The following is a 19,020-nucleotide window of genomic DNA, read 5'->3' on the forward strand; positions in this document are numbered from 1 at the left end:
CCATCTCGTATCGGCCATAGTGCCGGGCACGAGAGCATGCCGAACGAAGGAGAGACGTCCATGTCCGCCAGCCCAGTCCTGTGGAGCCTCGATGCGCGCGGGGTCGCGACCGTCACGCTGAACCGGCCGGAGGTCAACAATGCCTATGACGGCGCGCTGATTGCGGGCGTGCTCGCTGCGATCGACGATCTCTCCGGCGAGCCGCTCCGCGTCGTCGTGCTCAAGGGCAACGGCAAGCATTTCCAGGCCGGCGCCGACCTGAAATGGATCAACAGCGTGCGCCCGAAATCGTTCGAGGAAAACGAAGCGGCATCGCGCGCCACCTTCGAGGCGGTGCAGCGCCTCAACACGCTGCCGGTGCCGACGGTCGCGCTGGTGCAGGGCGGCTGCTTCGGCGGCGGCACCGGGGTGATCGCGGCCTGCGATGTCGTGATCGCGGCCGACAATGCGCTGTTCTCGATCACCGAGGTGCGCTGGGGCCTGACGGCCGCGATCATCATCCCGCAATTGTGCGACGCCATCGGCGTCCGCCAGGTGCGCCGCTACGCGCTGACCGGCGAACGTTTCGGCGCCGAAGACGCCCGCCGCATCGGCCTCGCGCATGAAGTGGTGCCGTTGGCCGAGCTCGAGAGCGCGGGCAGCAAGGTCGTCGAGCAGTTGCTGGCGAACGCCCCCGACGCGCTGACCGAGACGAAACGGCTGGCGATGGAAAGCTCGTTCGGCGGCATGGCCGCCGACGATGCCGCCTATGCGCGCCTGGTCCATCTGCACTCAGCCAAGCGGCAGACCGCGGAGGCAGCGGAAGGACTAGCGTCCTTTGCGGAGAAGCGCGCCGGTCGGTGGGCGTAAGCAAGGCGTAGGTTTATTGTGCCGTTCAGCAGCCGTTGCAGATGCCGCGGATGCTCCGATAGACCTGCTCGTCGTCGCGCCGCATCTGCTGCAACGATTCGATCGTCTTCGATTCGCTTGATCTTGATACTGCCGGTTCGGGCTTGCGCTGGGCGGCGAGCTCTTCTTCCTGGCGGTGATAGCAGGCTTCGCGCTCCGCTTTGGCGGGAATGAAGCGGCAGGTCTCGATCGCCGCCGCGGGCGTGGCGGCGAGGGCGAAAGCAAGCGAAGCTGCCGTCAGGAGTTTCAAGCGGGCGATCCTTTCGCGCCGTTGTCTCAGGTCCGCGCGACAGGGGCAAGACTGGCGTCGGATCACAGCGGCTGCGACAGCGACGCCTTCAACGTCTTGAGCAGTGCCTGCACCGCGGCCGCGTCGATGCGGCGTTCGGGAACGGCGGCCTTGACCCACAATTCCGGGATCGGAAACTCCGGTAGCACCGGCCGCAACGCGCCCTCGCGCAGCGCATCCGCAATCAGATAATGCGAGAGCAGCGCGATGCCGTTGCCGGCGATCGCGCTTTGTGTCAGCACGCGACCCTCGTTCGACGAAAGATAAGGCCGCACCTGGACATTGATACGGCCGCGCGGTCCCTCGAACGGCCACTCGGGCCCGGTCGGCAGGAAGCTGAGGCAGCGATGATCGACCAGGTCGCGCGGATGTTTCGGCGTGCCATGCTTCTTTAGATACGCGGGTGAAGCGCACACCAGCCTCGGCAATTGGCACAGCGGCTCGTCGACCACCCCGCCGAAGGAATGCGGGAAGGCGCCGATCGCGATATCGAATCCTTCGGTCACCGGATCGACCGGACGGTCGATCATCACGATCTCGAGCTTCACGCTGGTGTTCTGCTTCTGGAAGCTGGTGAAGGCATCGGCGAGCCGCGCCACGGTCAGCGACGTCGGCGCCTTGACGCGCAGATGATCGGTGAGGTCGCGCTGCTTCTCGCCCATCCGCGACAGGAGATCGCCGACGTCGGCAACGACGCCGCGTGCGCGATGCACATATTGCTGCCCGGCCTCGGTTAGCCGCAATTGCCGGGTCGAACGATGGAACAGCGCGGTGCCGATGCGCTGCTCGAGCTGGGTGACGCGCTTTGCCACCACTGACGTTGCGATGTTGAGCTTGCGCGCAGCCGCGGAGAAACCGCCGGCGTCGGCGGTGGCGAGGAAGGCTTCGAGGTTGACCAGCGTGTCCATGTGCCTTCTCGAAGTGTGCCTTCTCGAAGTCTATCTTTCTCGATTCGCGAAAGCTGATACCATAATTTGGTGGATTGTACTGCAATCCGCATCAATTCATAGTCGGCCCAACCAATTTACCCAGGGCGGAAGCGATGCGAGCGAGCACGATCGAAGAACCGGCGCGGCAGGTCCCGATCTACGGCGAATACGACGTGGTGGTGCTCGGCGGCGGGCCGGCCGGGATCACGGCGGCGGTGGCCGCGGCGCGCGCGGGACGGCGAACGCTGCTGATCGAGCGTTACGGATTCCTCGGCGGCATGGGCACCGCGGCAGGCGTCACCAATTTCTGCGGTCTGCACGCCAACATCTTCGGCGAGATGCACCGGGTGGTGCAGGGCATCGCCTCCGACCTGCTTGATCGGATCGATCGGCTCGGCGGGCTCAACGCCCCGCATCTGATCCTCGGCAAGATCCTGGCGCAGGCCTATGACACCGCGGCCTACAAGATCGCCGCGGACGATCTGCTCGCCCATCACAAGGTCGACATTCTCTTTCATGCGCTCGGTGCCGGCGTCGTGATGGACGGCGCGCGCATCCGCGCGCTGACGTTGGAGACCAAGGCCGGTCGCCAGGCGGTCGTGGCCGGCATCTTCATCGATTGCTCCGGCGACGGCGATCTCGCGGTGTGGGCCGGTGCGCCCTATGAAGTAGGCGACAATGAAGGCGGCATGCTCTATCCCTCGATGATGTTCCGCCTCAACGGCATCGATCCGGCCAAGGCAGGCGATGCGTGGCGGACGATCCCGGAGCGGATGGCGGAGGCCGAGGCCAAAGGCACGCACAAATTTCCGCGCAAATCCGCGATCGTGCGGCCGCAGAAATCGCAGATCGAATGGCGGGTGAATTTCACGCAGGTGACGCGCCGCGACGGTGGTGCGATCTCCGGCATCGACCCCGATGACATGACGCGCGGCGAGATCGAGGGCCGCCGCCAGGCGGTCGAGGCCTTTGCGTTCCTGCGCACGCTGCCGGGCTTCGAAAACTCCTACATCGTCGATCTGCCGCCGCAGCTCGGCATCCGCGAGACGCGGCGGGTGATCGGCGGCTATATGCTGTCGGGCGATGACGTGCTCGGCTGCGCCTCGTTCGAGGACTCGATCGGCGTCAATGGCTGGCCGAAGGAATCGCACGTGCCCGGCGACGTGATCTTCGAGTTTCCGCCGATCCCGGAGAGCCGCGGCTACAACGAATTGCCGTACCGCATGCTGGTACCTGATGGCGTCGACAATCTCTTGGTCGCGGGCCGCTGCGCCTCGATGACCCATGAGGGACAATCGGCGGCGCGCGTCTCCGGCGCCTGCTTCGTGATGGGTGAAGCGGCGGGAACTGCCGCCGCTCTAGCACTTTCTGGCAATACGATTCCGCGCGACATTTCCGTCGAAAAGTTGCAACAACAGCTCGGCAAACAGGGCGCGTTCATCGGCCGCGATCAGGCCGTGCCCCAGGGACTTTAAGCGGAGGACGGCAATGAAGGGTTGGGCGCGATTCGCACTCGCGGGTCTGCTTGTCTGGGCCGCGAGCAGCATCGCGCAGGCCGACGGTCTTCTGAAGGCCAGGATCGGCGTGCTGCGGCTGTCCTCCTCGGCGCCGGTGTTCATCGCGCAGGACAAGGGCTATTTCCGCGACGCCGGCCTCGACGTCGAACTGAAATTCTTCGACGCGGCGCAGCCGATCGCGGTTGCCACCACTGCGGGCGATGTCGATTTCGGCATCACCGCGTTCACCGCGGGTCTCTACAATCTCGCCGGCAAGGGCACGCTGAAGGTAATCGGCGGCATGAGCCGCGAGAAGGCCGGCTATCCCCTGATCGGCTATTTCGCCAGCAACAACGCCTATGCGGCCGGCCTCAAGGCGCCGAAGGATCTCGCGGGCAAGCGCGTCGCGGTGACCCAGGTCGGCTCCAGCTTCCATTATTCGCTCGGGCTGCTCGCCGACAAATACGGCTTCAAGCTCTCGGATGTGAAGATCGTGCCGCTGCAATCGCTGTCGAACGCCGCCGCCGCACTGAAGGGCGAAACCGTCGATGCCGCGCTGTTGCCGGCCTCGACGGCGCGCACGTTGATGGATTCCAACGGCGCAAAATTGTTGGGCTGGGTCGGCGACGAAACGCCCTGGCAGCTGGGCGCGATCTTTGCCTCGCCGAAGACGCTGACCAACGCGGCGCTGGTGACCAAACTGCTCACCGCGCTTGACCGCGCCGACCGCGAATATCACGACGTCGTCCTCGCCGCGATCAAGGACGGCGTGGTGCCGATCAACGACAAGACAAAGCCGTTGCTCGAGATCATCGCAAAGTACACCAACCTGCCGGTGGAGCAGGTGGTCGGCAACTGCGCCTATGTCGATCCCGACGGCAAGCTCGACGTGAAGAATGTCGACAACCAGATCAAATGGCTACAGGGGCAGGGCTTCGTCGACAAGGGCTTTGACGCGAATGCGATCGTCGCGAAGGACTATGTGAAGGCGGATTGATGTCACAGCACCATGCGCACCACTCCGTCCCCGTCACGCTGAGAGGCGGTGAGTATATGATTTCCGATGTCGCAACATATTCGCTGTCGTCCCGGCGAAAGCCGGGACCCATAGCCACCGAAGTTCATTGTCGTGCGACGCTGGGGCCACAGCCTGCTTCAATAACTCAACCCTGTGGTTATGGGTCCCGGCTTTCGCCGGGACGACGTGGGGAAAGAGACACGCACCTTCGTCACCCTCCACAGAGTGACGGATTGAAAGCCGAAGTCGGGCTGACATGGACCTGATCGCCGACCACATCTCCCATCGCTTCGGCGCGCTCGACGTGCTCTCCGACGTCTCCTTCACCGTCCGCGCCGGCGAGATCGTCGCGATCGTCGGACCCTCCGGCTGCGGCAAGAGCACGCTGCTGCAAATCCTCGGCGGCCTGCTGCTGCCGAGCAAGGGCGCGGCCGAGCTCCGCGGCGCGCCGCCGGCCGGCAGCCTCAATCCGCTGACCTTCGTGTTCCAGGATTTTGCCCTGCTGCCCTGGAGCACGGTGGAGGAGAACGTCGCCTTTCCGTTGCTGCATACGAGCTTGAGCGCGGCCGAGCGCCGCGCCGTGATCGACGATGCGCTGCGCCGCACCGGACTGTCGGATTTTCGCGCGACCTATCCGAAGCAGCTCTCCGGCGGCATGCGCCAGCGCGTCGGCATCGCCCGCGCGCTCGCGGTGCGGCCCGCGATCCTGTTGATGGACGAGCCGCTGTCGGCGCTGGATTCGCAGACCCGCGAGCTCTTGATGGAGGATTTCGTCGGCCTGCTCGCCGACGGCACGATGGGCGCGGTCTATGTCACGCATAATCTCGAAGAAGCCGTGCGGCTCGCCGATCGCGTCGTCGTGCTGTCGCGCCGACCCGGCCGCATCCGCGAGATCGTGACCATTCCGATGACGCGCGCCGAGCGCGGTGCGGCGGACGCCCGCGGGCAAATGGCCGCGCTGCAAAGCGAGCTCTGGTCGCTGATCCGCAAGGAGGCGATCGACGCCGAACGCGAGGTGCAGCATGCTTGATGGCGCGGTGTCGGAGACGAAACAGCAATCGAGCGAGGCAACGCGACCGGTCGCATTTCGCGGTGCGGGCTTCGCGCCGGCCGGCAGCCGCTTTGCCGGTTGGATTGCGCTCGCGCTCGTGATCGCGGTCTGGCAGCTCGCCGGCAGCGCCGGCTGGGTCAATCCGCTGTTTCTGCCGGCGCCGTCGGCCATTGCCGTTGCGATTGGCAAGCTCGCCGCATCGGGCGCGCTGTGGCACCATCTCTCGTGGTCGTTGCTGCGGATCGGCACCGGCTGGATCATCGGCACGGTCGCCGGCGTCATTGTCGGCTTTGCAATCGGTCTCTCGACCACCGCGCGCGGCGTCGGCATCACCTTCATCTCGGCGCTGTTTCCGATCCCGAAGATCGCGCTGCTGCCGCTGTTGATCCTCTGGCTCGGTATTGGCGAGGAGCCGAAGATCGCGACCATCGCGCTCGGGGTGTTCTTCTCGACCGCGATCTCGGTCTATAGCGGCGTCGACGCGGTGCCGCGCAACCTGATCCGGATGGCGCAGAGCTTCAACGTGCCGTTCCACGCCATCGTCCGCCGCGTGATCTGGCCGGGTGCGCTGCCCTCGATCCTCGCCGGCTTCCGCATCACCGCATCGGTCGCGCTATTGCTGGTCGTCAGCGCCGAGATGATCGGCGCCGAATACGGCATCGGCGCCTTCGTGCTGCAGGCCGGCAATCTGATGCAGACCGATCAGCTGCTCGCCGGCGTCGTGATCCTGTCGCTGTTCGGGCTCGCGGTGGGCAGGCTGATCAATCTGCTCGAGGCGCGGTTGCTGCACTGGCGGTGAGGGACGGGAATTGTAGGGTGGGCAAAGCGAAGCGTGCCCACCATCGCGAGCACGTCGTGAATGGTGGGCACGTCGCTGCGCGCCTTTGCCCACCCTACGATCGCTACGCGTTCCCGCGATCCTCGCGGAACAGGTCGAGCTTCTGCTGCACCGGGCGGTCCGAGAACGAGAACAGCACCGAATCCATGTCGGCCTCGTGCGTCACCCAGCGCCAGCTCGGCACCACGAACAAATCACGCGGGCCCCATTCGAAGACCTCGTCGCCGATTCGTGTGCGGCCCTTGCCTTCGATCGCGGCGAACACGGTGGCGTCGGTGGACCGATAGCGCGCGGTCTTGAAGCCCTTCGGCAGCAGCTGGATGAAGGTGCCGATGGTCGGCATCGCATAGTCGCCGGTCTCCGGGTTGGAGAACTTCAGCTTCAGGCCGTGACAGGCGTCCCATTCCTCGCGGGCCCTGGCTTGTTCCAGCGTCTCGCGGGTGTGGTCGTAGGGATAGTTGAAGATCGGCGAGGTCTTCGACGCCCGCTTCTGGTCGACGGGTAACAGATTGCGGCCGTAGCGCGCAAAGCTGTCGCCGGCGGGTTTCGAGATCTTCTGCTGATCTTCCTTGGCGCCCTCGGCAAAGGAGCAATCGAAGAACTGCACCATCGGGATGTCGAGCCCGTCGAGCCAGAACATCGGCTCTGATGTCTCATTGGAATGGTCGTGCCAGGTCATCGACGGCGTGATGATGAAATCGCCCGGCGCCATCGCGGTGCGCTCGCCGTCGACCGCGGTGGTGGCGCCCTTGCCTTCGAGCACGAAGCGCAGTGCCGACTGGGTGTGGCGATGCGCCGGCGCGACGTCGCCCGGCACCACCATCTGCACGCCGGCGAACAGCGAGGTCGTGATCCGGGACTGGCCGCGCAGGCCGGGATTTTCCAGCACCAGCACGCGGCGCTCGGCTTCCTTGGCCGTGATCAATTTGCCGGCCTCGTTCATGTAGTCGCGGATCTGGTCGAACTTCCAGAGATGCGGCCGGCAGGCGCTGCGCGGCTCGGGCGTGACCAGGTCGCCCAGCACGTTCCATAGCGCCGAGAGGTTTTCACCATCGATCTTGTTGTAGAACGCCTCGCGCTCCGGGGTCTTCTGCACGGCTTCCATGGCAAGCCTCCCTTATGTTCCTTGCATCGTTCTTTGTCGGTTCAATTTAATTGACAGTATACTGACGATATGGCTAGCGTCAATCAACCAAGCCAGAGCGTTTTCGAGCGAAGTGGATACCGGTTCGCGAGAAGAAAACGCGTCAAAATCAATGACGAAATGCAAGGGAGGTTCCGATGAAGCTGCATGGCTATTTCCGCAGCAGCGCGTCCTACCGGGTGCGGATCGCCCTCAATTTGAAGGGGCTCAGCCCTGAGCATCTGCCGCATCATCTGCGCAAGGGCGAGCAATGCGCGCCGGCCTATGTCGCGATCAATCCGCAGGGGCTGGTGCCGACGCTGGAGAACGACGCAGGCGCTATCCTGACCCAGTCGCTCGCGATCATCGAATGGCTGGACGAGACCCACCCCAATCCGCCGCTGTTGCCGAAGGATCCGCTGCGCCGCGCCAAGGTGCGGGCGTTCGCGCAGGTGCTCGCCTGCGACACCCACCCCGTGCAGAATCTGAAGGTGCTGGCGCGGCTGCGCCAGCTCGGTCTGCCCGAGGAGAAGGTCACGGAATGGGCCGCCTGGGCCAATCGCGAAGGCTTGTTGGCCTGCGAGACCCTGATCGCGGACGAGACGGGGCCGTTCTGTTTCGGCGAGCAACCGACCATCGCCGATCTCTGCCTGGTGCCGCAGCTCGCCAATGCGCGGCGCTTCGGCGCCGACGTGTCGGCCTATCCGCGGCTGCTCAAGGCCGAAGCCGCAGCGAAGCAAATGAAGGCATTCGCCGACGCCGCCCCGGACAAGCAGCCCGATGCCGAATAGCAAGCCCGTCACCATGGACGCGGTCTACACCGCGCCCGGCTATCTGTTCCGGCGGATGCAGCAGATCGCGGTCGCGCTGTTCATCGAGGAGTGCGGGGCGTTCGACCTGACCCCGGTGCAATACGCCGCGCTGGTCGCGATCTCGACCCATCCCGGCATCGACGCGACGCGGCTCTCCGCGGTGATCGCGTTCGACCGTTCGACGCTCGGCAACGTCATCGAGCGGCTCGAGGCCAAGGCGTTCATCGTGCGCAAGCCGGCGCTCGAGGACAAGCGGGTCAAGCTGCTCACTCTCACCAAGGCCGGCGCCGCCGTGCTCGACGACATCATGCCTTCGGTCGACAAGGCGCAGGCGCGGATGCTGCAGCCGCTGAAGGCCGCCGACCGCAAGGCGCTGCTGGCGCTGCTGACGCAGCTGGTCGACCTCAACAACGAGGCCTCGCGCGTGCCGCTGCGCGCGGAGGACGCGCTCGAACATCTCGGGAAGGCGGGCTGATGGCGGAGGCAAAACCAGTCCTGATCGCGGGCGGCGGCATCGGCGGCCTCGCCGTGGCGCTCGGTCTCGCGCAAAAGGGCATCCGCTCGATCCTGCTGGAGAAAGCCGCCGCGCTCGGCGAGATCGGCGCCGGCATCCAGCTCGGGCCGAACGCCTTCCACGCCTTCGACTATCTCGGCGTCGGCGAGGCCGCGCGCAACATGGCTGTTTATATCGACCAGCTGCGGCTGATGGATGCGCTCACCGCCAACGAGATCACCCATATCGACCTCGGCGATACGTTTCGTTCGCGGTTCGGAAATCCCTATGCGGTGGTGCATCGCGGCGATCTGCACGGCGTGTTCCTGCGCGCCTGCCAGAGCCACGAACTGATCGAGCTGCGTGTCAGCAGTGAAGTCGTCGGCTATCAGCAGGAGGCCTCGTCCGTCACCGCAAAGCTCGCCAACGGCGAACGCATCACGGGACGGCTCCTGATCGGCGCCGACGGCCTATGGTCGAACATCCGCAAGCAGGTCGTGGCGGATGGGCCGCCACGCGTCTCCGGCCATACCACTTACCGTTCGGTGATCCCGACCGAGCAGATGCCGGAGGATCTGCGCTGGAACGCGGCGACGCTGTGGGCCGGCCCGAAATGCCACATCGTGCATTACCCGCTGTCGGGCTGGAAGGTGTTCAACCTCGTCGTCACCTATCACAACGACGCGCCGGAGCCGGTCGCCGGCAAGCCGGTCTCGGAAGACGAGGTGATGAAGGGTTTTGCCCACGTCCATGAGCGCGCGCAAAGCATTATCCGCCACGGCACCAACTGGAAGCTCTGGGTGCTGTGCGACCGCGATCCGACCGAGCGCTGGATCGACGGCCGCGTCGCGCTGCTCGGCGACGCCGCGCATCCGATGCTGCAATATTTCGCGCAAGGCGCCTGCCAGGCGATGGAGGACGCGGTCTGCCTGTCGCACATGCTGGCAAATCACGACGACCAGGCGGCGGCACTGGAAGCCTATCGTGCGCAGCGATTCCAGCGCACCGCGCGCGTGCAGCTGATGTCGCGCGCGATCGGCGAGCACGTCTACCACCCCGCCGGCGCCCATGCCCGCGTGCGTAACGCGATCATGAGCGCGAAGTCGCAGGAAGAGTGGTGCGATGACATCGCGTGGCTGTATGGCGGGACGGGGTTGGGCAACTAGCTGCCCTCTCCGTCGTCCCGGATAAGCGAAGCGCGATCCGGGACCCATAACCACGAATGGGCGTTGTTTTGATAAGCTGGGGCCCCAGCCTTCGCACCACAAAGATTTGTGGTTATGGGTCCCGGCCTTCGCCGGGACGACACTGAGGGGGTAGCTGCAGCGGTGGCTACATCCGCATCACCGCCTGCCGGTCGATCTTGCCCGTCCCGGTCTTCGGCAGTTCGTCGATGAACGTTACCTCGCGCGGATATTTGTAGGGCAGGAGCTTCGCCTTGACGAAATCCTGCAGCCTTCGTGTCGCCTCGCTGGCGTCGAAGCCGGCGTTGTTCATCACCACCACCGCCTTCAAGGTCATGCGCCGGTCCGGCAGCTCGGCCGCATACACCGCGCATTCGCGGACGTCGGGGTGATCGGCGAGGCAGAGCTCGACCTCGAGCGGGTAGACCCACTGGCCGGAGATTTTCACCAGATCGTCGGCGCGGCCGCGGAAGAAGTGGAAGCCGTCGCTGTCGCGCACGAAGCGGTCGCCGGTGTAGATCCAGCCGCCTTCGCGTACGGTCTCGGCGGTCTTGTCCGGCCGGTTCCAGTACAGCGGCGTCGCGGAATCGCCGCGCACCCACAAAATGCCTTCCTCATTGTCGCCGACCTCGCGGCCGTCGCTGTCGCGCAGTGCGATCTCGTAGCCGGCGACGCGCAGCCCGGCGGCGCCGAGCTTCTTCTGCTCCGCGCGGTTGCAGAGATAGATGTGCAGCACCTCGGTCGAGCCGAGGCCTTCGATGATCTCGAGCCCGGTGAGCCGCTTCCAGCCATTGAAGACATCGGCCGACAGCACCTCGGCTGCCGAGACCGCCATCCGCAGCGAGGAGAAGTCGGCTTGCCCGGCGCCCTCGGCCTTGGTCAGCGAGATGTAAAGCGTCGGCAGGCCGAAGAACACGGTCGGCCGATAGGTCGCGATCGCCGCGAAGATCGCCGCCGGCTTCGGCTGGCCCGGCAGCAGCAGTGTGGCGGCGCCGACCGAGAAGGGAAAGGTGATCGCGTTGCCGAAGCCGTAGGCGAAGAAGATTTTCGGCACTGAGAAGCAGATGTCGCCCGGCTTGAGATCCAGCACGCTGCGCGCGAAGGCCTGCTCGCTATAGGCCATGTCGTGTTGCAGATGCACGATGCCTTTGGGGCGGCCGGTCGAGCCCGACGAATACATCCAGAACGCCATCTCGTTGCGATGCGTGTCGGCGGCCTCGAGCTCGCCGGGAAAGCCTTGCAGCCATTCGCCGGCATGACGCGCCTCGGCGACGGCGTGATCGGCCGCCGTGCCGTTGACCACGATCAGCGTGCGCAGCGGCGTGTCCTTGCAGGCTTCCGCGTCGAAGCGCACGCAGAATTCGGCATCAGTGACGGCGACCTGCGCACCGGCGTCGGTAAGATAGAATTGCAGCAATTCCGGCGTCGTCAGCGTGTTGATCAACAGCGGCACGAAGCCGGCGCGCACCGCGCCGAAGAACGCCGCCGGATAGGCCGGAGTGTCGTCCAGGAACAGCAATATGCGGTCGCCGCGCTTCAGCCCGAGCGACAGGAAGGCGTGGCCCCAGCGCGCCGCCTCGGTGCAGAGCTCGCGATAGGTCCGCCTGCCGGCAGGTCCGGTCAGTGCCATCCGTTCGGCGTTGCCGTTGCCGAGATTGTCGAACAGGATGCGGCTCGCATTGTAGCGCTCGGGAAGCGCAAAGCCGATTTCGCGCGCGCCCGGATTGTCCTGCGGAACCTGGTCGGCGATCACGGTCATGACTGTCCCTTTGTCCCCTCGTAGCGGGCCATGAAGGCCGGCGACATCGCGCGGAGCCGCGCATCGTCGATCCGGCCGGAGCGGGTGATGTAGCTGTAGGCGAAATCCAGGAGATCGCGCTTCATGTGCGTGCGAAAATGCTCGTACCAGTCGGCGCTGGTGCGCGCGGCGGTGACGAGCTTCCTTACGATCGGCTTGCGCTCGCTCTCATAGCGCGCCAGCGCGGCGGGAATGCCGCCTTCGCTTTCCAGCGCCTTGGTCAGCGCGATCGCGTCCTCGATCGCGAGCCGTGTGCCCGAGCCGATCGAGAAATGCGCCGAATGCAGCGCGTCGCCGATCAGCACCATGTTGCCGTGCGACCAGCGCTCGTTCCAGATCCACGGAAAATTGCGCCACAGTGATTTGTTCGAGATCAGCTTATGGCCGTCCAGCGTCGCGGCGAACACGCCTTCGCAGATTGCTTGCGATTCCTCGATGCTCTTGTCGGCAAAGCCGTAGGCCGCCCAGGTTGGCGCGTCGCACTCGACCAGGAAGGTGCTCATGTCCTTCGCATAGCGATAATGATGAGCGTTGAAGCAGCCCAATTCGGTCGCCACGAAGGTCTGCGACAGCGTCGCGAACGTTTTCGTGGTGCCATACCAGGCGAATTTGTTGGTCGAATGCGTCACCGAGGCGCCGAACGCGCTCTCGAAACTGCGGCGGACCAGCGAGTTGAGCCCGTCGGCGGCGACGATCAGGTCGTAGCCTTGGAGCTCGTCGACCGACTGCACCACGGTGTCGAACCGCGGCGTCACGCCGACGCTGCGCACCCGCTGTTGCAGGATCGTCAGCAGCTTCAGCCGGCCGATCGAGGAGAAACCGACCCCGTCGATCTCGACGCTCTCGCCGCGCAGGTTCAGCGTGATGTTGGTCCAGCTCTCCATCTGCGGCGCGATCGCCTCGACCGTGTCCGGGTCGTCGGCGCGCAAGAACTCCAGCGCCTGCTCGGAGAACACCACGCCGAAACCCCAGGTGGCGCCGGCTGAGTTCTGTTCGAACAGGTCGATCTCGGCGTCCGGATGACGCCTCTTCCAGAGATAGGCGAAGTAAAGCCCGCCGGGCCCTCCGCCGATCACGGCGATGCGCAACGTCTACCTCCCAGATTGACAGTGTACTTACTATTTCCGGCACACTAGTCCGGCTTCAGCCGGAACGCCAGAGGGAAAATGCGGGCTTGCGGCGATGTCGAGGAGCCTGGCGGCCTAGCACGCAGGCAGCTCCATCCCCGTCATTGCGAGCGAAGCGAAGCAATCCATAGCGCCACTTGCGGAGCCATGGATTGCTTCGTCGCGGAGCCTGTCATCGGGCGCGCATTCGCGCGACCCGTTGGCTCCTCGCAATGACGAACCCGCTTATGAAACTCGCTACTTCTTCTCGGCCGCCTCCAGCACCTTCTTGCAGGCCGGCGTCAGCTTGTCGGTTTCCTTGGCGAGGCAGGCGATGATGCGGCCGCCGCCGGGCGTCACGCTTTTGCAGAACTTCTGGTAGTCGCCCATGCAGGCATCGCGCTGCGCGGCGGTCAGCTCCTGGGCGAAGGCGGCCGTCGATGCGCAAAGCAGCGCGGTGGTCAGGATGATACGCAACATGTGTTTCTTCCCCGAGTGATTGGTCTGTGCAGATCACGTTATTGCGCCGCGAACGGCGCCAGCACGTCGCGGCAGGCCGGCGACAGCGAGCCGGCATTGGTCGCCAGGCACTGGATGATCCGGCCGCCGCCGGGTTGCACCCCGCCGCAGATCGATCGGACGTCGCCGCCGCAGGCCGAGCGCAGCACGAACAGCTCTTCGCGCGGCCGCATCGGCCGCAGCACGATCACGGCCGGCGCGGCCGCAGGTGCGGCAGCCGCTCCTGCTGCGGGTGCGGCGGCCTCGGTCGCGGCAGCCGGAGCCGCGCCACCGCCGCTCGCTGCGGCCACCGCCTTCTCGCAGGCCGGCGAGAGCTTGGCCTTGTTCTTCTCCAGGCACTGCAGCGCCGGCGCGCCGCCGGTGGGCACGCCCGCGCAGACCTTGGGGTAATCCGAGCGGCATGCGCTGCGGATCGCCGAAATCTGCGCGTTGCTCGGCTTGCCGGTCGCGGCCTTCGGCGTCGCAGCCTCCGCGGCGGGCTTGGTCGCAGCCGCCGGGGCCGGACTTGCTTCAGTTTTTGCTGCCGGCGCTGCATCGGTCTTCGGCTCGGCGTCGGCCTTCGGCGCGGCCGGCGCCTCCACCGCCTTCACCGCGCTGGCGCAACCCGGCGCAAGACTGGCCATGTTCTTCTGCAGGCATTGCAGCGACGCCTCGCCGCCGGGCGGAATGCTGGAGCAGTGCGCGATGTAATCGTTGCGGCATTGCGACTTGATGGCATCACGCTGCGCCGGGGTCGGTGCTTGCGACAAAGCCGGTGCGGCGCTCATCATTGTCGCGAACGCAAGCCATGCCGACAGCCTCGCCCCACGTGTCAACACGTTGATCATTTGACTAAATCCCTTGTTGGCGTCGGAAGCCGCCGCTTCAATCGAACGGAGTTTTGAAAAGTCTCGTTGTCGCAACCTGAAAACGAGCGGCATCATTTTCGCTTTCGAGTTCCACTGCAAGCGGATTGTTGCTATGCAGGGAGCAAGCTGCTTTTCGCCCGATGCAACGTCTTTGAATGAAGCATTTTGAATCGAGGCCCCGACATGAGGCATGCGCGCGCACCGGCACATTTCATGCGGAGCTATTTTGTGCGGCTGCGAAGCACCACGCCGGCGCGTATCGCTTTCGCCACATCCGCCTTCGTCAGTTTAAGTGCCTGCGATCAAAATAGTTTTGTGCCGCCGCCGCCGCCGAAGGTCGATGTTGCACTGCCGGTGCAGCGCGCCATCACGCGCTATCTCGATGCCACCGGTAACACCGCGCCGATCAAGAGCGTCGACCTCGTCGCGCGCGTGCAGGGCTTTCTGCAATCGATCAACTACAAGGACGGCTCTTTCGTGAAGGAGGGCACCACCCTGTTCACGATCGAGCCGGAGACCTACAAGCTGAAGCTCGAGCAGGCGCAGGCTGCCGAAGCCGGCGCGCAGGCGACGGTGAAGCAGGCTGAGGCCGACTTCAAGCGGCAATCCGATTTGGTGCAGCGTCAGGCGGTGTCGCAGGCGACGCTGGACACATCGACCTCGACCCGCGACAACGCGCAGGCCAATCTGCAGCAGGCCCAGGTCAACACCCGGATCGCTGCGGTCAATTACGGCTACACCAACGTCGCCGCGCCGTTCGAGGGCATCGTCAGCAACCACCTGGTTTCGGTCGGCGAACTGGTCGGTGCGGCATCGCCGACCCAGCTTGCTACCATCGTTCAGCTCGACCCGATCTACGTGAACTTCAACGTCAGCGAACAGGACGTGCAGCGCGTGCGCGACGAAGCGCGGCGGCGCGGCATTTCGATCGACGAGATCCGGCAATTGCCGATCGAGGTCGGCCTGCAGACCGAAACCGGCTATCCGCACAAGGGCAAGCTCGATTATATCGCGCCGACGGTCAACCAGTCGACCGGGACGCTGCCGGTGCGCGGCCTCGTGCCGAATTCGGATCGCGCGCTGCTGCCGGGCTTCTACGTCCGCGTCCGCGTGCCGTTCGACAAGCAGGACAATGCACTGCTGGTGCCGGACACCTCCATCGGCAGCGATCAGGCCGGCCGTTACGTGCTGGTCGTCAACGCCGACAATGTGGTCGAGCAGCGCAAGGTGACGACGGGGCCGCTCGATGACGGCCTGCGCGTGATCGAGAGCGGACTGAAGGGCGAGGACCGCGTCGTCACCGCGGGGCTGTTGCGCGCGATTCCCGGGCAGAAGGTCGACCCGCAGATGCAGAAGGGCGACGCGGCGCCGGCACCGGCGAAATAGGGGCGCGCCATGATCTCGAAATTCTTCATCGAGCGGCCGGTCCTTTCCAACGTCATCGCGATCCTGATGATCCTGCTCGGCGGCGTCGCGCTGTACAATCTCGCGGTCGCGCAATATCCGGATGTGGTGCCGCCGACCGTGCAGGTGACGACGCGCTATCCCGGCGCCTCGGCCAAGACCGTGGTCGACACCGTGGCGCTGCCGATCGAGCAGCAGGTCAACGGCGTCGAGGACATGCTCTACATGCAGTCCTACAGCGGCGCCGACGGCACCTATACGCTGACGGTGACCTTCAAGATCGGAACGGATCTGAACTTCGCGCAGGTGCTGGTGCAGAACCGCGTCTCCTCGGCGTTGTCGCAACTGCCGACGTCGGTGCAGAACCAGGGCGTCACGGTGCAGAAGAGATCGACCTCGATCCTTTTGTTCGTGACGCTGACCTCGCCGAACAAGACCTATGACAGCCTGTTCCTGTCGAACTACGCCACCATCAATATCCGCGACGAGCTGTCGCGGTTGCCCGGTGTCGGCAACGTCACGGTGTTCGGCGCCGGGCAGTATTCGATGCGGGTCTGGCTCGATCCGAACAAGCTGCAGGTGCGCGGGCTGATGCCGCAGGACGTCATCCAGGCGATCCAGCAGCAGAGCCAGCAGGTCACTGCCGGCCAGGTCGGCGCGCCGCCGACGCCGGCGGGGCAGGCGTTCCAGTACACGCTGAACGTCAACGGCCGGCTCGACGACAAGAGCCAGTTCGAGGACATCATCGTCAAGACCGGCAGCGTCGGCGACGTCACGAGGGTGCGCGACGTCGGCTGGGTCGAGCTCGGCGCCCAGACCTATAGCCAGATATTCTCGCTGAACCAGAAGCCTGCGGTGGGCATCGGCGTGTTCCAGTCGCCCGGCGCCAATGCGCTGCAGGTCGAGAAGGCGGTCGACAAGAAGATGGCGGAGCTGGCCAAGCAGTTCCCGCAGGACATCAAATACGACACGCCGTTCGACACCACGAAGTTCGTCAACGCCTCGATCGAAGAAGTCTACAAGACCCTGCTCGAGGCCGGCGTGCTGGTGCTGGTCGTGATCCTGATCTTCCTGCAGGACTGGCGGGCGATGCTGGTGCCGGCGACCACGGTGCCGGTCACCATCATCGGCGCCTTCGCCGGCATGGCCGCGCTCGGCTTCACCATCAACCTGTCGACGCTGTTTGCGATCGTGCTGGCGATCGGTATCGTGGTCGACGACGCCATCGTCGTGGTCGAGGGTGCCGCGCACAACATCGAGCGCGGCATGTCCGGCCACGACGCCGCGATCAAGGCGATGGACGAGTTGTTCGCGCCGATCGTCGGCATCACGCTGGTGCTGATCTCGGTGTTCCTGCCCGCCGCCTTCCTGCCGGGCCTGACCGGGCGGATGTACGCGCAATTCGCGCTCGTGATCGCCGCAACCGCGCTGCTCAGCGCCGTCAACGCCGCGACGTTGAAGCCGACGCAATGCGCGCTGTGGCTGCGCCCGCCGGCGCCGCCCGAGCAGCGCAACTTCTTCTATCGCGGCTTCAATGCGGCCTATGACCGGTTGGAGCGCGGCTATGCCCGCCTGATCACCGGCATTGCCGGCCACGCCAAGACGTCGGTCGCGATTGCGCTGATCATCATCGGGCTTGCCGGTTATGGCCTGTCGCGGGTGCCGACCGGCTTCATCCCGATCGAGGATCAGGGCTATCTCTTGGCCGCCGTGCAACTGCCTGACGGCGCGGCCCTCGACCGCACCCAACACGTGCTCGACAAGGTCACCGAGATCGCGAGCAAGACGCCCGGCGTCGAGCAGGTGGTCTCCATCGCGGGCATCTCCGCACTCGACAATTCGTCGAGCCTCGCCAATGCCGGCGTCGCCTATCTGATCCTGAAAGACTGGAGCTCACGTGGGCCCGGCGAAGACCTGCGCTCGCTGGTCTATGGCCTCAACGACAAGCTCGCTGTCATCCCGGAGGCGCGCATCCTGGTGATCCCGCCGCCGCCGATCCAGGGCATCGGCAATGCGGCGGGCTTCGCCATGCAGGTCGAGCTGCGCGACGGCAACGCCGATTACGGCAAGCTCCAGGCGGTCACCGGCGCCATCGTCGCCAACGCGCAGACCCAGAGCGCGCTGCAGCGGGTGCAGTCCTCGTTCCGCTCGATGGTGCCGCAGTTCGACGTCGAGGTCGACCGCATCAAGACCCAGACGCTCCATGTCACCACCGACCAGATCTTTTCGACGCTGTCGTCGTATCTCGGCGCCAGCTATGTCAACCAGTTCACCAAGTTCGGCCGCACCTTCCAAGTCTACACCCAGGCCGACGCGCAGTATCGCCTCAGCCTGCGCGACATCGAGAACCTGATGGTGCGCAACAGCAATGGCGACATGATTCCGCTAGGCACCGTGGCGAAGATCACGCCGTCGGTCGGGCCGTCGCTGATCAGCCTCTATAACCTCTATCCGTCGGCCACCGTGATCGGCCTGCCGGCGCAGGGTTTTTCATCCGGTCAGTCGATGGGGCTGATGGAGGAGATCGCGGCCAAGACGTTGCCGGCCGGCGCGGGTTATGAATGGACCGCGATGTCGTACCAGGAGAAGGCGGTCGGCGGCCAGATCTACTACGTATTCGCGCTAGCGCTGCTGCTGGTCTATCTCGTGCTCGCCGGGCAGTATGAAAGCTGGTACGCGCCGATCTCGGTGATCCTGGCGGTGCCGCTGTCGCTGCTCGGACCGACGCTGGTGCTGACGGGCTTGCGGATCGAGAACAACCTCTACACCCAGATCGGCATCATCCTCCTGATCGCGCTGTCGGCCAAGAATGCGATCCTGATCGTCGAGGTCGCGCTGGAGCACCATGTCCGCGACGGCAAGCCGGTGCTGCAATCGGCGATCGACGCCGCCCGCGCGCGCTTCCGGCCGATCCTGATGACGTCGTTCGCCTTCATCCTCGGCGTCGTGCCGCTGGTGATCGCAAGCGGCGCCGGCGCCAACGCCCGCAAGTCGATCGGCATCACGGTGTTTTCCGGCATGATCGCCTCGACCTGCCTCGCCGTGCTGTTCGTGCCGGCGTTCTTCGTCGTGGTGCAGAATTTCGAGAACTGGCGCAAGGCGAGGAAGGGCAAGGCGCTCGGCGCGCAGCCGGCGCCGCAGCCGTCCGGCACCGTGCACTGAAGCTCCCGCTGTCGGTTCTTTGCGTGTACGATTTCGGAATATTGGAATAGTAGCGCTGAGCT

17 protein-coding genes are annotated in these 19,020 nt (G+C 65.2%); 10 read left to right on the top strand and 7 right to left on the bottom strand.

Going from position 1 to position 19,020, the window contains the following annotated elements; translation table 11 throughout:
- Nucleotides 1-60 precede the first annotated feature (60 nt).
- Nucleotides 61-849 (top strand): enoyl-CoA hydratase-related protein, encoded by a 789-nt coding sequence (locus IC762_RS03690; protein ID WP_195787302.1) that lies wholly within the window; start codon nt 61-63, stop codon nt 847-849.
- A gap of 25 nt (nt 850-874) precedes the next feature.
- On the opposite strand, the gene IC762_RS03695 is transcribed toward IC762_RS03690, so the two are convergent.
- Both IC762_RS03695 and IC762_RS03700 read right to left on the bottom strand, forming a co-directional pair.
- Nucleotides 875-1,138 (bottom strand): hypothetical protein, encoded by a 264-nt coding sequence (locus tag IC762_RS03695; protein WP_246801411.1) that lies wholly within the window; start codon nt 1,136-1,138, stop codon nt 875-877.
- Nucleotides 1,139-1,200: 62 nt separating this feature from the next.
- Nucleotides 1,201-2,085 (bottom strand): LysR family transcriptional regulator, encoded by an 885-nt coding sequence (locus IC762_RS03700; RefSeq protein ID WP_195787303.1) that lies wholly within the window; start codon nt 2,083-2,085, stop codon nt 1,201-1,203.
- A gap of 134 nt (nt 2,086-2,219) precedes the next feature.
- Between IC762_RS03700 and IC762_RS03705 the strand changes: the two genes are divergently transcribed.
- From IC762_RS03705 to IC762_RS03720, 4 genes are all read left to right on the top strand, one after another.
- Nucleotides 2,220-3,581, top strand: a complete 1,362-nt coding sequence (locus IC762_RS03705) for an FAD-dependent oxidoreductase (protein ID WP_195787304.1) — start codon at nt 2,220-2,222, stop codon at nt 3,579-3,581.
- A gap of 13 nt (nt 3,582-3,594) precedes the next feature.
- Nucleotides 3,595-4,599, top strand: a complete 1,005-nt coding sequence (locus tag IC762_RS03710; RefSeq protein ID WP_195787305.1) for an ABC transporter substrate-binding protein — start codon at nt 3,595-3,597, stop codon at nt 4,597-4,599.
- Between the two features lie 277 nt (nt 4,600-4,876).
- Complete coding sequence (locus tag IC762_RS03715; RefSeq protein ID WP_195787306.1) at nt 4,877-5,650, top strand: ABC transporter ATP-binding protein; 774 nt, start codon at nt 4,877-4,879, stop codon at nt 5,648-5,650.
- Nucleotides 5,643-6,470, top strand: a complete 828-nt coding sequence (locus IC762_RS03720) for an ABC transporter permease (protein ID WP_195787307.1) — start codon at nt 5,643-5,645, stop codon at nt 6,468-6,470. The genes IC762_RS03715 and IC762_RS03720 overlap by 8 nt, the downstream gene beginning before the upstream one ends.
- A 103-nt stretch (nt 6,471-6,573) precedes the next feature.
- Here the strand turns inward: IC762_RS03720 and gtdA are convergent, their stop codons facing one another.
- On the bottom strand, nt 6,574-7,614 hold the full coding sequence (gtdA, locus tag IC762_RS03725) for a gentisate 1,2-dioxygenase (protein ID WP_195787308.1): 1,041 nt from the start codon (nt 7,612-7,614) through the stop codon (nt 6,574-6,576).
- Between the two features lie 176 nt (nt 7,615-7,790).
- Between gtdA and maiA the strand changes: the two genes are divergently transcribed.
- From maiA to IC762_RS03740, 3 genes are read left to right on the top strand one after another with little or no spacing between them, the layout of a single operon-like run.
- Complete coding sequence (gene maiA, locus IC762_RS03730) at nt 7,791-8,423, top strand: maleylacetoacetate isomerase (protein ID WP_195787309.1); 633 nt, start codon at nt 7,791-7,793, stop codon at nt 8,421-8,423.
- A complete protein-coding gene (locus IC762_RS03735) occupies nt 8,413-8,919 on the top strand; it encodes a MarR family winged helix-turn-helix transcriptional regulator (protein ID WP_195787310.1) in 507 nt (168 codons plus the stop codon). The genes maiA and IC762_RS03735 overlap by 11 nt, the downstream gene beginning before the upstream one ends.
- Nucleotides 8,919-10,103 carry a 3-hydroxybenzoate 6-monooxygenase gene (locus tag IC762_RS03740; RefSeq protein ID WP_195787311.1) on the top strand — a complete coding sequence of 395 codons (1,185 nt, stop codon included), beginning with the start codon at nt 8,919-8,921 and terminating at the stop codon, nt 10,101-10,103. The genes IC762_RS03735 and IC762_RS03740 overlap by 1 nt, the downstream gene beginning before the upstream one ends.
- Nucleotides 10,104-10,269: 166 nt before the next feature.
- Here IC762_RS03740 and IC762_RS03745 read toward each other — a convergent pair whose 3' ends face one another.
- From IC762_RS03745 to IC762_RS03760, 4 genes are all read right to left on the bottom strand, one after another.
- A complete protein-coding gene (locus tag IC762_RS03745; protein ID WP_195787312.1) occupies nt 10,270-11,880 on the bottom strand; it encodes a benzoate-CoA ligase family protein in 1,611 nt (536 codons plus the stop codon).
- Nucleotides 11,877-13,007 (bottom strand): FAD-dependent monooxygenase, encoded by a 1,131-nt coding sequence (locus IC762_RS03750; protein ID WP_195787313.1) that lies wholly within the window; start codon nt 13,005-13,007, stop codon nt 11,877-11,879. Before IC762_RS03750 ends, IC762_RS03745 begins: the two co-directional genes overlap by 4 nt.
- A 276-nt stretch (nt 13,008-13,283) precedes the next feature.
- The gene (locus IC762_RS03755; protein WP_195787314.1) at nt 13,284-13,505 is read right to left on the bottom strand and encodes a cysteine rich repeat-containing protein; all 222 of its coding nucleotides are present in this window, start codon (nt 13,503-13,505) and stop codon (nt 13,284-13,286) included.
- A 38-nt stretch (nt 13,506-13,543) separates the two neighbouring features.
- Nucleotides 13,544-14,371: a cysteine rich repeat-containing protein gene (locus IC762_RS03760; protein ID WP_195787315.1), complete on the bottom strand. Its 828-nt coding sequence runs from the start codon at nt 14,369-14,371 to the stop codon at nt 13,544-13,546.
- A gap of 234 nt (nt 14,372-14,605) precedes the next feature.
- On the opposite strand from IC762_RS03760, the gene IC762_RS03765 reads away from it, so the two are divergent.
- Nucleotides 14,606-15,778 carry an efflux RND transporter periplasmic adaptor subunit gene (locus tag IC762_RS03765; protein ID WP_195787316.1) on the top strand — a complete coding sequence of 391 codons (1,173 nt, stop codon included), beginning with the start codon at nt 14,606-14,608 and terminating at the stop codon, nt 15,776-15,778.
- 9 nt (nt 15,779-15,787) lie between these two features.
- A complete protein-coding gene (locus tag IC762_RS03770; protein WP_195787317.1) occupies nt 15,788-18,958 on the top strand; it encodes an efflux RND transporter permease subunit in 3,171 nt (1,056 codons plus the stop codon).
- Nucleotides 18,959-19,020 lie beyond the last annotated feature (62 nt).

Source organism: Bradyrhizobium genosp. L, assembly GCF_015624485.1.
Taxonomy (GTDB): Bacteria; Pseudomonadota; Alphaproteobacteria; order Rhizobiales; family Xanthobacteraceae; genus Bradyrhizobium.